Genomic DNA, 13,933 nt, shown 5'->3' on the forward strand with positions numbered 1-13,933 from the left:
TGCGCGGCATCCAGGCGGGCAGCGGCGTCGTGCGCGTGCACGGCATCTGCGAGTACAGCGGCCGTCGCACCGCGACCGCCCGCGGGGAGGCCCGCGACGAGAACGACCGGTTGCTCGCGACCGCGTCGACCACGTGCCTGATTCTGCGCTGACAACCGTCGCCGGACCTGCACACTGAAGAACATGAGCGTGGAACGCACCGCACTGGACCGCTTCTTCACCCTCTACGGGGAGGCACTCGCCGGGTTCGACGCCGAGGCCTCGGCCGCGCTGTGGGGGGAGCCGGGCACGATCCTCACCGATTCGTTCGCCGGATCGCTGCCGACCCGGAAGGAGATCACCGAGGCCCTCGCGCAGAGCAACCAGACCTACCGGGAGCACGGTCTCGCCGATGTGGGGCACGAGTTGCTCGACCTCTCCCCGGTCACCGAGAAGATCGTGCGGGCCCGGGTGCGCTGGTCCTTCCGGGATGCGAACGACAGTGTGATGGGCACGAGCGACTACGAGTACCTGCTGCGCGACGATCCGGAGGGCCTGCACGCGTACGTGGCCGTCGGCTGCGACCCGGGCAGCTGAGCCCACCCGCCCCGCCCTCCGTGGCCGAATGTCACATTGGTTCGGTCAGATCGACGCGATGTGACATTCGGCCACCACCACCACCCACACGCAGGGGGACGGCTCACGCGGGCGGTTCGAGCACCTCACGCCCGACGAACGGCACGAGCGCCGACGGGACGCGCACGGACCCGTCGGCCTGCTGGTGGTTCTCGAGGATCGCGACGAGCCAGCGGGTGGTGGCGAGGGTGCCGTTGAGGGTGGCGGCGATCTGCGGCTTGCCGTTCTCGTCGCGGTACCGGACGCCGAGGCGACGAGCCTGGAAGGTGGTGCAGTTCGAGGTGGAGGTCAGCTCCCGGTAGCGCTCCTGGGTGGGCACCCATGCCTCGCAGTCGAACTTGCGGGCCGCCGACGAGCCGAGGTCGCCGCCGGCGACGTCGATGACCCGGTACGGCACCTCGATCGCGGCGAGCATGTCGCGCTCCCACGCGAGCAGCCGCTGGTGCTCGGCGACGGCGTCCTCGGGCTTGCAGTAGACGAACATCTCGACCTTGTCGAACTGGTGGACCCGGATGATGCCGCGGGTGTCCTTGCCGTAGCTGCCGGCCTCGCGGCGGAAGCACGACGACCAGCCCGCGTACCGCTTCGGGCCGCCCGACAGGTCGAGGATCTCGCCGGAGTGGTAACCGGCGAGCGGCACCTCCGATGTGCCGACGAGGTACAGGTCGTCGTCGGCGAGGTGGTAGATCTCGTCGGCGTGGGCACCGAGAAAGCCGGTGCCCTGCATGATCTCCGGGCGCACGAGCACCGGGGGGATCATCATCTGGAAGCCGTTGGCGACGGCCCGCTGGGCCGCGAGCTGCAGCATGCCGAGCTGCAGCAGCGCGCCGTAACCGGTGAGGAAGTAGAACCGGGCGCCGGAGACCTTCGCACCCCGTTCCATGTCGATCAGCCCGAGGGACTCCCCGAGGGCCAGATGGTCCTTCGGTTCGAAGTCGAAGGTGGGCAGCTCGCCGACGGTCTCGAGGGTGACGAAGTCGTCCTCCCCGCCCGCGGGAGCGCCCTCCTGCACGATGTTGGAGATCGCCATGTGCGCGCGCCCCAGGGCCTCCTCGGCGGCGTGCTGCTCGGCCTCGAGCTTCTTGACGTTCGCGGCGAGTTCCTTCGCGCCCTCGAGCAGCGCGGGCCGTTCCTCCGGGGAGGCCTGCCCGACCTTCTTTCCCAGTGCCTTCTGCTCGGCACGGATGTTGTCGCCGGCCAGCACCGCAGCGCGGCGGGCGGCGTCGGCCTCGAGCAGCGCGTCGACGAGACCGGGGTCCTCGCCTCGGGTGCGCTGCGAGGCGCGGACGACGTCGGGATTCTCGCGGAGGAACTTGAGGTCGATCACGAGGTCACAGCCTACTCGGCGACGTCCCGGGCCGAGGCCGGCCTACTGCGCCCACAGCTGCAGGTAGTCCTCGCGTTCGAACATCTTCGCCGAGTCCACGGCGCTCGGATGCCCGGCGTGCGGGTCGGCTCCGGCCTCGGTGAGCACGCGCACGACGTCGATCGCCCCCTTGAACACCGCGCCCGCGATGGGCGACTGCCCGCGGTCGTTGAGCCGGTCGACGTCGGCGCCCCGTTCGATCAGGGCCCGCACCGCGTCGGCGTGTCCGTGGTAGGACGCCAGCATGAGCAGGGTGTCGCCCTTCTCGTTGCACAGGTTCACCGGCACTCCGGCGTCGATGTAGGCGGCGAGGGTCTCGACGTGCCCGGCGCGGGCGGCATCGAACAGTCGCTGCGCGATCTCCTGGACTTCGGGATCGATGGGCTCCGTCATGCCCACCGAAGTTACCCGGGGCGGCGCGCACAGGCATGATGGACGGTGATGGCCGAGGAGAGTGAGCAGCAGTCCGACCGGACGACACCGTCCGCCTCGCGGGTCCGGCGTGCCCCGTCCGCGAAGCTGACCCGTCGCGCCCTGATGCTGGTCGCCGCGGGCGCGGTGCTCGCGGCCGTCGTCACGGCGGTGGTGGCGGGATTCGGCGGGTCCGACGACGAACCCGGCGATTCGACCAGTGCCGTGGTCACCACCGGCGCGGTGGCCGGCGAGGCCTTCGGCACTGCGGTCGCCGGGGACTGCCTGACCTGGACCGAACTCGATGCGAGCGACCTCGCGAAGGTGGACTGCGCCGAGTCGCACCTGTTCGAGGTGGTCGAGGACATCGATCTGAGCGTGTATCCGGGCGCCGAGTGGGGTCCCGGGTCGCGTTTCCCGTCGGTGCTGCGTTTCACCGAGCTGCGCGACGAGCTGTGCGCACCGGCCGCGATGGATTATCTCGACGGCCGGTTCGATCCGCACGGCAAGTTCAGCGTGGGCCTGATCAACCCCGGGGAGGCGGGCTGGGCGGCCGGCGAGCGGACGCTGCGCTGCGGCCTGCAGTTCTCCTTCACCACCGGCAACCTGCTGCCGATCCAGGGCAAGGTCGCCGACCAGGACCAGTCCAAGGTCTGGGACGTGGGCACGTGCATCGGCATCAACAACGGCGTGCCGGCGGATCCGGTGGAGTGCGCCCAGCCGCACGCCTTCGAGGTGATCTCCGTGGTGGACCTGTCCGGGCAGTTCCCCGGCGGTCTGCCCAGCGTCGAGGACCAGGACCGGTACCTCGAGGGGACGTGCACCGAGAACGCCAACGCCTACCTGGGCAGTCCCGACGCGCTGCGCAACAAGACCCTCACGCTGTTCTGGGACAACCTCGACTTCGACAGCTGGCTCGCGGGCAGCCGCAAGGTCAACTGCTCGGTGGGCAAGCAGGTCGAGGGCGGCGGATTCGCGTCGGTCACCGGCACGGCCAAGGGCGACATCCTCATCGACGGCCAGCCGCCGGTGCCGCCGCCCGCCGCGCCCGAGGGCCGCTCACTGCCGACCCCGCTGCCGGGCGCAGGTCCCGTGCCGGGCTCCTGAGGTGAGGGCACGAATGGGCGACGAGCGGTTCGAGGAACTCGTCGGCGAGGCCCTGGATCTGATCCCCCCGGAACTCGCGCGGGCCATCGACAACGTCGTGGTGCTGGTCGAGCCCAGAAACGAGGAAGAGCCCGACCTGCTCGGGCTCTACCACGGGATCGCGCTCACCGAGCGCGACAGCCACTATGCGGGGGCGCTACCGGACACCGTGACCATCTACCGCGACGCGATTCTCGACATCTGCGACTCCGACGACGACGTGGTGCACGAGGTCGCGGTGACGGTCATTCACGAGATCGCTCACTACTTCGGAATCGAGGATGCTCGTCTGCACGAGCTGGGGTGGGGCTAGTGGCCCCGTACCGCGGTCCCGTCGCGCCGTACTTCGGCTTGCGTTGCAGAAAGTGCGGACTGATCGTCGAAATGATCAGCAGGGCGAGCGTTCCGATGATCACCTCTGCGACGACGATGTAGACGAAAGCAATACCGACGATCTTCGCGATCTCTTCCATGTGTCGATCACCTCCGGTCCGACCGTACCGCGGGACGGCCGTCCGGACGGGGTAACCGGCAGTGCCGTTGCCGGGCCTCCGCGGCCCGGCAGCGGCGGCCGGTCACTCGATGCGGTCGAGATCGACGCCCTTGGTCTCGCGGCTGCTCAGCACCGCGACGACGGTGATCATCATGGTCACCACCAGATACGCGACGACGGTCCCGACCCCGAACCGGTCGACGAGCCAGACGGCGATGAAAGGCGCGGGCGCACCGGCGATGATGGACGAGCCCTGGAACACCAGCGAGGATCCGGCATACCGGTACCGGGTCGGGAACAGCTCGGTGATCCAGGCGGCCTCGGGACCGGCGAGAGCGCCGTGGAAGAAGGCGCCGACGCAGACCCCCACCCACAGCATCGGCACGCTCTGCATCTGCACGAGCCAGAAGAACACGGGCGCCCACACCACGAGCACCACGGCGGGGACGAGCATCGCGACGCGGCGGCCGACCCGGTCGGACCAGCGGCCGCCACCGATCATGCCGACGAACTGGAACACCGACGCGAAGGTCACGGCCAGCATCACGTCGCCCCGGGCGAAGCCGTGATAGGTGGTGGCGTACGCGATGACGAAGATCGTGTACACGTAGAACGCGATGTTCTCGCCGAGCCGCATGCCGATGCCGATCAGCACCGGGCGCGGACGGGACAGCGCTTCGACGATGCTCGACCGGGGCTCGGGGCGGTCCGCCGCGGCGGCCTGCGCCGCCCGGAACACCGGGGACTCCTCGACGCCGTGCCGGATCCAGAAGCCGATGACGAGGAGGGGAACGGCGAACAGGAATGCGATCCGCCAGCCCCATGCGTCGAACGCGTCGGCCGGAAGCAGGAACACCAGAGCCGAGACGACCACGGCGGCGAGCACGGTCCCCGACGGCGCGCCCGCCTGGGGCCACGACGCCCAGAAGCCGCGACGCTTGGGCTCGCCGTACTCGCTCACCAGCAGCACCGCCGCACCGAATTCACCGCCGAGCGCGAAACCCTGGATCATGCGCAGCGCGACGAGCAGGACCGTCGCCCAGATGCCGATCTGTTCGTAGGTCGGCAGCAGCCCGATCGACGCGGTGGCCGTACCGAGCATCACGAACGTGATGACGAGCATCGGTTTGCGGCCGAACCGGTCACCGAGATGACCGAAGACGATGCCGCCGAGCGGCCGGGCGATGAAGCCGAGCCCCTGGGTGGCGAGGGCGAGCAGCAATTTGGTGATGCCGTCGGATCCGGGGAAGAACAGCGGTCCGAGGACGGTGGCGGCGAGGATGCCGTAGATGGCGAAGTCGTACCACTCGAGCACGGCCCCGGCCATGCTGCCGGTGAGGACCCGCTTGAAGCTGCTGCGTGGCGCGTCCGGCGCGGTGCGCACGGCGATCGGGTCGAGCGTGGATCCCATGGCGGGTCCCTTTCGGATCGGGTGAGTCAGAGTCGGAGGGTCAGTCGGTCGCCGCAGGCACGCGAGCAGCAGGTCATCATCTGCCGGTTCGCCGCCCGCTCGGCCTTGGTGAGCACGGTGTCGCGGTGGTCGACCTCGCCGTCGAGGACGGTGACCTCGCAGGAGCCACAGAGGCCTTCCTCGCAGTCGCTGGGCACGTCGATGTTGTTGGCGCGCAACGCGTCGAGGACGGTCTGGGTGGACTCGACCCGCACGGTGAGTCCCGAGTCGCGCAGGTGGAGGTCGAAGGCGTGCTCGACGTCCGGGTCGAGTGCCGTGAGGGTCGAGGTGAAGTACTCGACGTGCAGCGCACCGTCGGGCCAGTGCCGGCTCGCGTCCTCGAGTCCGGCGAGCAGCCGTCCGGGCCCGCACGCGTAGATCTGCGTGCCGGGCACCGGCGTCGCGAGGAGGGCGGCGAGGTCGACCCGGGTGCCTTCCGCCGAGACGTGCAGGGTGGCCCGGTCCCCGTGCCCGGCGACCCGCTCGAGATAGGCCATCCCGGAACGGTTCCGGCCGCAGTAGTGCAGTTCGTAGCTCCACCCCCGGGCGCGGGCGTGGTCGGCCATCGCCAGGACGGGGGTGATGCCGATGCCGCCGGCCACGAACACGTAGTGCTCGGCGTCGGGGTCGGGCGCGAAGTGGTTGCGGGGCCCGCGAATCCGGAGCGATCCCCCCACCCGGAGCTGTTCGTGGACGTAGCGCGAGCCACCGCGGCTCTCGGGGTCCAGCAGAACGGCGATCTCGTAGGTGGGCGCGTCGGACGCGCCGCACAGGGAGTACTGCCGCGACAGCGCACCGAGGTCGACATCGATGTGGGCGCCGGGAGTCCACGCGGGCAACGCATTTCCTGCCGGAGCCCGTAGGACGACGCGCAGCACGTCGTCGGCGATCCGGTCCAGGCGCTCGACGGTGACGGTGCGTGACACCGACCGGGTGGAGGGCTCGCCGATGGTGACGGGATGGTGCCGTTGCAGCACCGCCGGGTCGGTGCGCTCGGGGTTCGCCTGCGGATCCCACTGCACCCACACGTGATCGGGACCGCGGAACGAGGTGTTCGGCAGGTAGGTGAACTCCTGATCGGGTACGAGTTCCATGTGGGGAAGCCGCGTGGTCAGTTCCTCGAGGAAGATCTGCATCTCCATGCGGGCCAGGTTCTTGCCCATGCACTGATGGCTGCCGTACCCGAAGGTGAGGTGGTCGCTCGAGTTCGGGCGCCGGATGTCGAACTCGTCGGGACGATCGAAGTGCCGCTCGTCGTGGTTGGCGGACGCGTTGACGACGAGCAGCTTTGCGCCGGCGGGGATGTCGACGTCGCCGATGCGGGTGTCGGTGGTGGCCACCCGTCGCCACGCCGCGACCGATCCCGAGTGGCGCAGGCATTCCTCGACGGCGTTGGGGATCAGCGACGGATCCGCGCAGATCTCCTCCCACACCGGGCGGTTCTCGAGCAGCAGCTTGAACGCGTTCGCGGACGCGTTGGCCGTGGTCTCGTGGGCGGCGACGATGCCGGCCATCATCATCGAGTGCAGGTAGGAGTCGGTGACGACGTCCGGCATCTGTTGCTGCATGCGGATCCCGAAGGGCATCCAGCCGTGTCCCGACGGGTCCTGCCGCAACTTCTCGAGCACCGTGCCCGCGTACTGCCAGAACTTGCCGACCGCTTCGGCGACGGCCACCTGCTCCTCGGGTGCGGGACGGCCCCAGGTGTTCACGGTGTGGGCGATCGAGTACTTGCGCATCGTCGCCATGTCCTCCTCCGGCACGCCGAGGAAGTGCAGGGCGACGGTGAGAGGAACCTCCCACAGCATCTCGTCCACGAGGTCGGCCTTGCCGGATTCGACGAAGCGGTCGACGTATTCGCGCGTGAGACGTCGCACCATCGGCTCGTGATGCGCCAGTTCCTTCGGGGTGAACGGGTCCATGAGCGCGCGGCGGCGCGGCATGTGGGCGGGCTCGTCCTCGTTCACGAGGGTCCGCGCCATGGCGTAGTCGTAGCGGGCGAGGGTCGCGGTGGCCTCCTCGGAGACCGGGGTGATCTTCTCGAGGGCGATCGCCGGTGAGAACACGAGGTTGTCGCGGAACACCGCCTTCACGTCCTCGTAGCGGGTGACCACCCAGTAGCCGAGTTCGGGGCTGTAGAACACCGGCTCCTCGTCGCGGGACCAGCGCAGCGATTCGGCCGGATCGGCCTGGTAGGCGGGCCCGAACGGGTCGAACGCCGCGGCGTTCGCCGACACCGGACAGCCGCCGGCCAGGGCCGTGTGATCGACGGGGCACGCGGACGCCGACGCCGGAACTGATGCACTCATACTGACACCGAAAACCTCTCCACCTGCACTGTTACTTTTATCGAACAGTTTCGTCCTCTATGAGGACAAGGAGCAGAGTAAGGGGCGTCACAGAGGAGGTCAAGCCGCAGCGGCGGTCACATCCGGCGGACTCCACTAGAGGGAACACGTCTCTCCCCCGCGCCCGGCAACCTGTGCCCGACACCGGAACCCGGCAAACCGGACGTCCCGAGAAATACCCGCTCGGCCGGAAACAGCCACGATCGCGCCCTCAGCCGGCGGCGGCACCGAACCACTCGGACAGCCGCCCGAGCAGATCCTGCTGGTCGTCACCGACCCATGCCACGTGGCCGTCCGGCCGCAGCAGCGCCGCGGGCACGTTCGGTTCCTCGCTGACGTCGACGACGTGGTCGACCCGATCCGCCCAGCCCGCCACCGACAACCGGCCGGTCCGATCGAGCAGCAACCCACGTCCGCCGTGCATCAGTTCGTAGAGACGGCCTCGCTTCAGCGCCACGTCCCGCATCCGCCGGCCGAGCAGCTCGTGCCCGTCGCCGAAGTCGTAGCGGACCCCGACCGCGGTGATCATCTCGGTGATGTGCCGGTTCACCTCCGCCAAATCCATCAGCTCGGAGAACAGTTCCCGCAGCGCGGTCGCGCCCGGATCGGTTCCCATCAGCGCGATCTGCGCGCGGGTGTTCGCCAGCACGCGGGCGCCCACCGGGTGGCGCTCGGCGTGGTAGCTGTCCAGCAGCCCCTCCGGCGCCCAGCCGTCGACCGCCGCAGCCAGTTTCCAGCCCAGGTTGAACGCATCCTGGATGCCCAGGTTGAGTCCTTGCCCCCCGGTCGGCGGATGGATGTGCGCGGCGTCGCCGGCCAGCAGCACCCGCCCGACCCGGTAGCGCTCGGCCTGCCGGGTGGCGTCACCGAAGCGGGAGAGCCAGCGCGGCGAGTGTGCGCCGAAGTCGGTGCCGGCGATCGACCGCAGCTGCTGCGTGAACTCCCCGAGGGTCGGTGCGGCCGCGCGGTCCTCGCTCACCCCGTCGGCGGGCACGACGACGCGGTACATCCCGTCCCCGAGCGGTACCGCACCGAACCGCAGCTGGGTCTTGCGGACTTCCGTGACGACGGCGGCCACCGTCGCCGGGTCCTCGGTCATCCGCATTTCCCCCAGCAGCGTCTCGACCCTGCTGGGCTCGCCCGGAAAGCTGACGCCGAGCAACTTGCGCACCGTGCTGCGGCCGCCGTCGCAACCGACGAGATACCGCGAGCGCAGCCGAGCGCCGTCGGCCGTTTCGACCGTCACCCCGTGATCGTCCTGGCTCAGTCCGACCACCTCGCAGCCGCGCCGGATCTCGGCACCGAGTTCGAGGGCACGCTCGTCGAGCAACCGCTCGGTGACCGGTTGCGGAGTGGCGAGGCCGTACGGGTGCGCCGTGTCCAGCCGGTCCGGCCACGGCTTGACGATTCCGCCGAAAAGCCCGCCGACCCGGAACTTCTCGCTGACGGCGAGGAACCGATCCAGCAGGCCGCGCTGATCCATCATCTCGACGCTGCGCGCGTGCAGCCCCTGCCCGCGGGACTGCCCGCTCGGTGCGTCCAGCTTCTCCAGCACGAGCGTGCGCACGCCGTGCAGCCGCAACTCGGTGGCCAGCATCAAGCCGGTCGGCCCACCGCCGACGACGATCACATCGATCATGAAAACCCCGTTCACTGGTTGAATTTCGGCCACCCCTCCACACGGACCGGCACCCCACGCCCGCAGACCCCCACCCGGCGGCGCGACTCCCCTCGGGGATCTCGTCCGCCGGCCGATCCCACCTGCGAATCCCCACTTTCCGCAGGTCCCGGCTTCGACTGGCGATTCTGCAGCACGACCGGGGCCTTGCGGCAAGACCCGGTGCGCGATATACGTTGAAAGGGGCAGGGAATCGAAGACGTCCCGGCCGTTCTTTCTCCCGCACCGCATTCGATGCGCACCGGAGTTCCGTCGATCCCCGGACTCGTGTCCGGTGGCGGGAATGTCAGTCGGTGAGCAGAACGCTCAGCCGCGCGGCCGCGTCCTGGACGGCGAGCGCCGCGGCGTCGACGTCGAGACCGGCGATGGCCACCACCCCCACACTGCATTCGAGACCGGCCCCCCGGGGCGCGCGGACCCCGGCCGCGACACCCACGGCGCCGTGTTCGAGCTGCCCCCGGGTGACGCTGTAGCCGAGCTCCCGGGCCTGCTTCACCGCGTCGGGGTCGCGGGCGTCCTCGGGCCGCAGCGCGAGGATCGCGATCCCGGCCGCGCCGCGGTGGAGCGGGTGCCGGTTGCCCACCCGGTAGCCCACGTGCAGGAGCGCCCCCTCCGGCTCCGCGACGAGGATGACGATGCACTCGTCCCCTTGCGCGGCGGAGACGAAGGCCGTCGCCTGCGTGCGCTCGGCCAGCTCGTGCAGCACCGAACCGGCCGCGTGCTGGAACTGCGGCACGAACCGCGACGAAAGGACGGCGGCACCGGCGCCGAGCCGGATCCGTCCGTCGTCGGCCCGCACCACCAGCGAGTGGGATTCGAGCGTGGCAACGATCCGGTAGCAGATCGCCCGCGCGATCTCGAGCTCTTTGGCGAGGTCCGCGACCGTGATTCCGGCGGGCGACCGGGAGATGATGTCGAGCGCGCGCAGACCACGATCGAGCGTCTGCAGCGTACTCATGGTTTCCTCCGTCCGTCCGTCCGGATCCGACCCTACCGGCGCGGGCATCGCCCCCGATGCAGCGCATTGCAACGCTTGAGCACCGCGCGCCGCGCTGGTTGCCTTCGAGTGACGCAGGTCACTACGAACAGGAGTCGGCATGGGCATCGAAGGCAAGGTCGCGCTGGTCACCGGCGCCGGGCAGGGCATCGGACGGGCGATTGCGCTGCGCCTGGCGGCCGACGGTGCGGACGTCGCACTGCTCGATGTCGACGGCGGAAAGCTGGCCGCGGTCGAGGGCGAGGTGCGGGCGGCCGGCTCGAAGGCGATCTCCGTCGTCGCGGACGTGACCGACCGCGAGCAGATCCGAGCCGCCGTCGACCGGACGGAGGCCGAACTCGGCGGGTTCGACATCATCGTCAACAACGCCGGCATCGCACAGGTCAACCCGATTGCCGACGTGACGCCGGAGGAGGTGTCGCGGATCATGGCGGTCAACGTCGAAGGTGTGCTGTGGGGCATCCAGGTCGCCGCCGCCAAGTTCCGCGAGCGTGGGCACGGCGGCAAGATCGTCAACGCGTCCTCGATCGCCGGTCACGAAGGCTTCGCGATGCTCGGGGTGTACTCCGCGACCAAATTCGCCGTCCGGGCGCTCACGCAGGCGGCGGCCAAGGAGTACGCGTCCGACGGGATCACCGTCAATGCCTACTGCCCCGGCGTCGTCGGCACCGACATGTGGGTCACCATCGACGAACGCTTCGCGGCATTGACCGGGGCACCGAAGGGAGCGACGTTCGAGAAGTTCGTCGGCGGCATCGCGCTCGGCCGGGCGCAGACACCGGAGGACGTCGCGGCCTACGTCTCCTACCTCGCGGGCCCGGACTCCGACTACATGACCGGGCAGTCCGGGCTGATCGACGGTGGCCTGGTCTATCGGTGACCCGAACCCGCTGCACCGGAAGGACATTCCCGTGTTGACCAGAACGGTACGGGCACTGGCGGTTCCCCTGCTCGTGTTCCTCGACCACATGCTGGCGCCGAAGCACTGCCCCGAGCTGTTCGAGCTCTCCGAGCAGCTCGCGGACCGACCCGACTGATCGGCGCGACCGGTGCCGGTTCGCCGCCGGACCTCGCCGCGCCTTACCGCCACAGGCCGGCGAGGTCCGGCGTTTCCGCCGGTCCGGGAAGACCGGCGCGTAATGCTCGTACTGCGTCGACCGATTGCGTGACGATGTGGCCGCGCACGAGTCGCGCCGTCGGAACGAGTGTTCAGTGGGACTTCCTGGCTCGGTGGCGGCGCACCGCGTCCGCATTACCGCAACGGGCACTGCAGTACGCCCGGCGGCCGTTACGGCTGGTATCGACGAACACAAGACTGCATCCCGTGTTCGCGCATGCGCCCAGCCGTCCCCCCTCGGCCTCGACGGTGAAGATCGCGAGCCCGCCCGCGGTGACCGCCGTCACGCGCCCGACGACGTCGTTCTCGTCCGGCGTGAAATGCAGATGGGGACGGCGGTTGTCGTGAGTGGTGAGGTACACGCTGGCTACCCCGTCGAGCAGCAGGGCGTTGATCGATCGGCAGCGTTGCTCCTCGTCGGGTGCCACGAACACCGTCCGGAGCCGGGTCGACCACCGGCGCAGCGTCGGCAAGTCGCTCTCGCCGACATCCGACCACCGGATCGCGTGCCCGCGAAGCACCGCCTCGACCTCCGGGACGGTCCACACGCCCCGCGCCTGAAGGTTCACGAGGTCCGCGGCCAGCAGCGCGCCGGTCATGTTGTCATGGTTGAACTGCACTGACCGATTGCATCACGGTGGTCGCGTGCACCTGGTCACCACCGCCGTCCTTCCTGTCGTTCTCGTCCTCGCCCTGGGCGCTGTCCTCCGTCGCCGTGTCGTCACCGACGCCGGCTTCTGGCGTGGAATGGAGTGGCTGAGCTACCACGTGTTCACGCCTGCGTTGTTCGTCGAATCGATCGCACGGACCTCGCTGCGGGAGGTCTCGCCGGTTCCGTTGCTTCTCAGCCTGTCGATCCCGGTCCTGGCCGTGTCGATGCTGCTCGTCGCCCTGCGTCGACCGCTTCGGGCCGAGGGGCCGCAGCTCACCTCGCTGGTGCAGGGAAGCATCCGCATCAACACCTACATCGGACTGGTGTTCGCCTCGGCGCTCGAAGGCACCGCCGGGGTGGCCGCATTCGCACTCGCGGCCTCGGTGATGGTTCCGTTGGTCAACGTCGTCTCGGTCACCGCGCTGTCGTTCTTCGGTGCCCGCGATCACGAGGCTGCGACGACGAGTACGTGGCGCCACCTGGCCACCAATCCCTTGATCCTCGGATGTCTCGCGGGCTTGACGCTCAACCTCACCGGAATCGGGTTGCCCTCGGCGATCGCGGTGCCGGTCGAGATGCTGGCAGAACCCGCACTCCTCACCGGCACGCTCGTGGCAGGGGCGGCGATCACTCTTCGGGTGCGGCTGCGCGACGGCCTCGACATCACCATCGCGTCGACGATCAAACTGATCGCCCTTCCTCTGGCTGCCGCGGCCCTCGCGAGTGCGCTGGGCTTGACCGCCGCGGCCCTGACCGCCGTCGTGCTCATCTGCGCCGTCCCCACCGCGCCCTCGGCGTACATCCTCGCCGGCCGCATGGGGGGCGACGCGCAACTGATGGCATCCATCACCGGAGCACAGACAGTCCTTTCCACGGCGACTCTGCCCCTGGTCCTGCACCTGACCACAGCGACGTGACCCAGGGCCTGCAACGACGTGACGCGTGAGCGCAGCACCGCGACCGCCGGAAGCGACATGCCCGCCCAATGATCGCCGACGGCGAGACACCTCGCGGCAACGTCCCCGCCCGCGCTTCCAGTCTGGCCGAGTAAACAGTCGGTCGGCTGAGAACACGAAGCTTTCATTAGAGAATCCGACCCCATCCACGCGCCCTCGCACTGTTCGCGCCCACGAGGACGGGGAGTTGCCCCGGTCACCGCCCCTTCGGCAGCTCCCAATGCCATCCGACCAGTTCCAGGCGGTGCGCCACCCGCGCCAGGGGACGCCGGCCCCGCGAACCCCCTCGCCGGAAAGCTCCCACCAGTGCGTCCCCGCGCCCCGACACGAGTTTGACTTTGTGCGGCGCGTCACATAACTTGTCGACTGCTAACCGAACGATCGATTGGCTACATACGTTCGCAGGAAGGGCAGCCATGGCCACCCCCTCGGTTTCACAGGCGCAGGAGACGACGCCCGGCGCTCCACAGCACGCCGCCCCGCAGAACACGCGGCGGGCGGCCCGTAAGGCCGCGTTCGCCGCAGCGGTGTCGACGTCCCTCGAGTGGTACGACTTCTTCATCTATGCCACTGCCGCGGCGCTCGTGTTCAACAAGACGTTCTTCGCCACCGGCAGCGAGGTCGTGGCCGCGCTCAATTCGTTCGCCACGGTCGCCGTCGGTTTCGTCGCCCGCCCGATCGGCGGGGGCGGCTCCGGCCCCCTC

General features: G+C 69.5%; 13 protein-coding genes and 1 pseudogene. 7 read left to right on the forward strand and 7 right to left on the reverse strand.

Annotated features, from left to right (window positions below; all coding sequences use genetic code 11):
* Positions 1–183: 183 nt before the first annotated feature.
* On the forward strand, positions 184–576 hold the full coding sequence (locus OEY_RS0123520) for a hypothetical protein (RefSeq protein WP_010596213.1): 393 nt from the start codon (positions 184–186) through the stop codon (positions 574–576).
* Positions 577–679: 103 nt separating this feature from the next.
* On the opposite strand, the gene serS is transcribed toward OEY_RS0123520, so the two are convergent.
* Complete coding sequence (gene serS / locus OEY_RS0123525; RefSeq protein WP_010596214.1) at positions 680–1,942, reverse strand: serine--tRNA ligase; 1,263 nt, start codon at positions 1,940–1,942, stop codon at positions 680–682.
* 42 nt (positions 1,943–1,984) lie between these two features.
* Positions 1,985–2,374 carry an ankyrin repeat domain-containing protein gene (locus OEY_RS0123530; RefSeq protein ID WP_010596215.1) on the reverse strand — a complete coding sequence of 130 codons (390 nt, stop codon included), beginning with the start codon at positions 2,372–2,374 and terminating at the stop codon, positions 1,985–1,987.
* Between the two features lie 48 nt (positions 2,375–2,422).
* On the opposite strand from OEY_RS0123530, the gene OEY_RS0123535 reads away from it, so the two are divergent.
* The gene (locus tag OEY_RS0123535; RefSeq protein WP_010596216.1) at positions 2,423–3,499 is read left to right on the forward strand and encodes a septum formation family protein; all 1,077 of its coding nucleotides are present in this window, start codon (positions 2,423–2,425) and stop codon (positions 3,497–3,499) included.
* 13 nt (positions 3,500–3,512) lie between these two features.
* Complete coding sequence (locus OEY_RS0123540; RefSeq protein WP_017681155.1) at positions 3,513–3,851, forward strand: metallopeptidase family protein; 339 nt, start codon at positions 3,513–3,515, stop codon at positions 3,849–3,851.
* A gap of 262 nt (positions 3,852–4,113) precedes the next feature.
* Here OEY_RS0123540 and OEY_RS0123550 read toward each other — a convergent pair whose 3' ends face one another.
* From OEY_RS0123550 to OEY_RS0123565, 4 genes are all read right to left on the reverse strand, one after another.
* Positions 4,114–5,442 (reverse strand): MFS transporter, encoded by a 1,329-nt coding sequence (locus tag OEY_RS0123550; protein WP_010596217.1) that lies wholly within the window; start codon positions 5,440–5,442, stop codon positions 4,114–4,116.
* Positions 5,443–5,468: 26 nt separating this feature from the next.
* On the reverse strand, positions 5,469–7,790 hold the full coding sequence (locus OEY_RS0123555) for a cytochrome P450/oxidoreductase (RefSeq protein ID WP_010596218.1): 2,322 nt from the start codon (positions 7,788–7,790) through the stop codon (positions 5,469–5,471).
* A 250-nt stretch (positions 7,791–8,040) separates the two neighbouring features.
* A complete protein-coding gene (gene rox, locus OEY_RS0123560; RefSeq protein ID WP_010596219.1) occupies positions 8,041–9,468 on the reverse strand; it encodes a rifampin monooxygenase in 1,428 nt (475 codons plus the stop codon).
* A gap of 325 nt (positions 9,469–9,793) precedes the next feature.
* A complete protein-coding gene (locus tag OEY_RS0123565; RefSeq protein ID WP_010596220.1) occupies positions 9,794–10,465 on the reverse strand; it encodes an IclR family transcriptional regulator in 672 nt (223 codons plus the stop codon).
* A gap of 139 nt (positions 10,466–10,604) precedes the next feature.
* On the opposite strand from OEY_RS0123565, the gene OEY_RS0123570 reads away from it, so the two are divergent.
* Together OEY_RS0123570 and OEY_RS31430 are read left to right on the forward strand one after the other, a co-directional pair.
* On the forward strand, positions 10,605–11,384 hold the full coding sequence (locus OEY_RS0123570; RefSeq protein ID WP_010596221.1) for an acetoin reductase: 780 nt from the start codon (positions 10,605–10,607) through the stop codon (positions 11,382–11,384).
* 31 nt (positions 11,385–11,415) lie between these two features.
* On the forward strand, positions 11,416–11,541 hold the full coding sequence (locus OEY_RS31430; protein WP_272942274.1) for a hypothetical protein: 126 nt from the start codon (positions 11,416–11,418) through the stop codon (positions 11,539–11,541).
* 172 nt (positions 11,542–11,713) lie between these two features.
* Here the strand turns inward: OEY_RS31430 and OEY_RS0123580 are convergent, their stop codons facing one another.
* A complete protein-coding gene (locus OEY_RS0123580; RefSeq protein WP_237713785.1) occupies positions 11,714–12,220 on the reverse strand; it encodes a CGNR zinc finger domain-containing protein in 507 nt (168 codons plus the stop codon).
* 46 nt (positions 12,221–12,266) lie between these two features.
* On the opposite strand from OEY_RS0123580, the gene OEY_RS0123585 reads away from it, so the two are divergent.
* Entirely contained in the window at positions 12,267–13,190 is a 924-nt protein-coding gene (locus OEY_RS0123585) for an AEC family transporter (RefSeq protein ID WP_010596223.1), read from the forward strand.
* Between the two features lie 455 nt (positions 13,191–13,645).
* Positions 13,646–13,933, forward strand: a pseudogene (locus tag OEY_RS31305) (MFS transporter); the annotation flags it as partial.

Origin of the sequence: Rhodococcus sp. P14 (genome assembly GCF_000256505.1) — a bacterium.
Taxonomy (GTDB): domain Bacteria; phylum Actinomycetota; class Actinomycetes; order Mycobacteriales; family Mycobacteriaceae; genus Rhodococcus; species Rhodococcus ruber.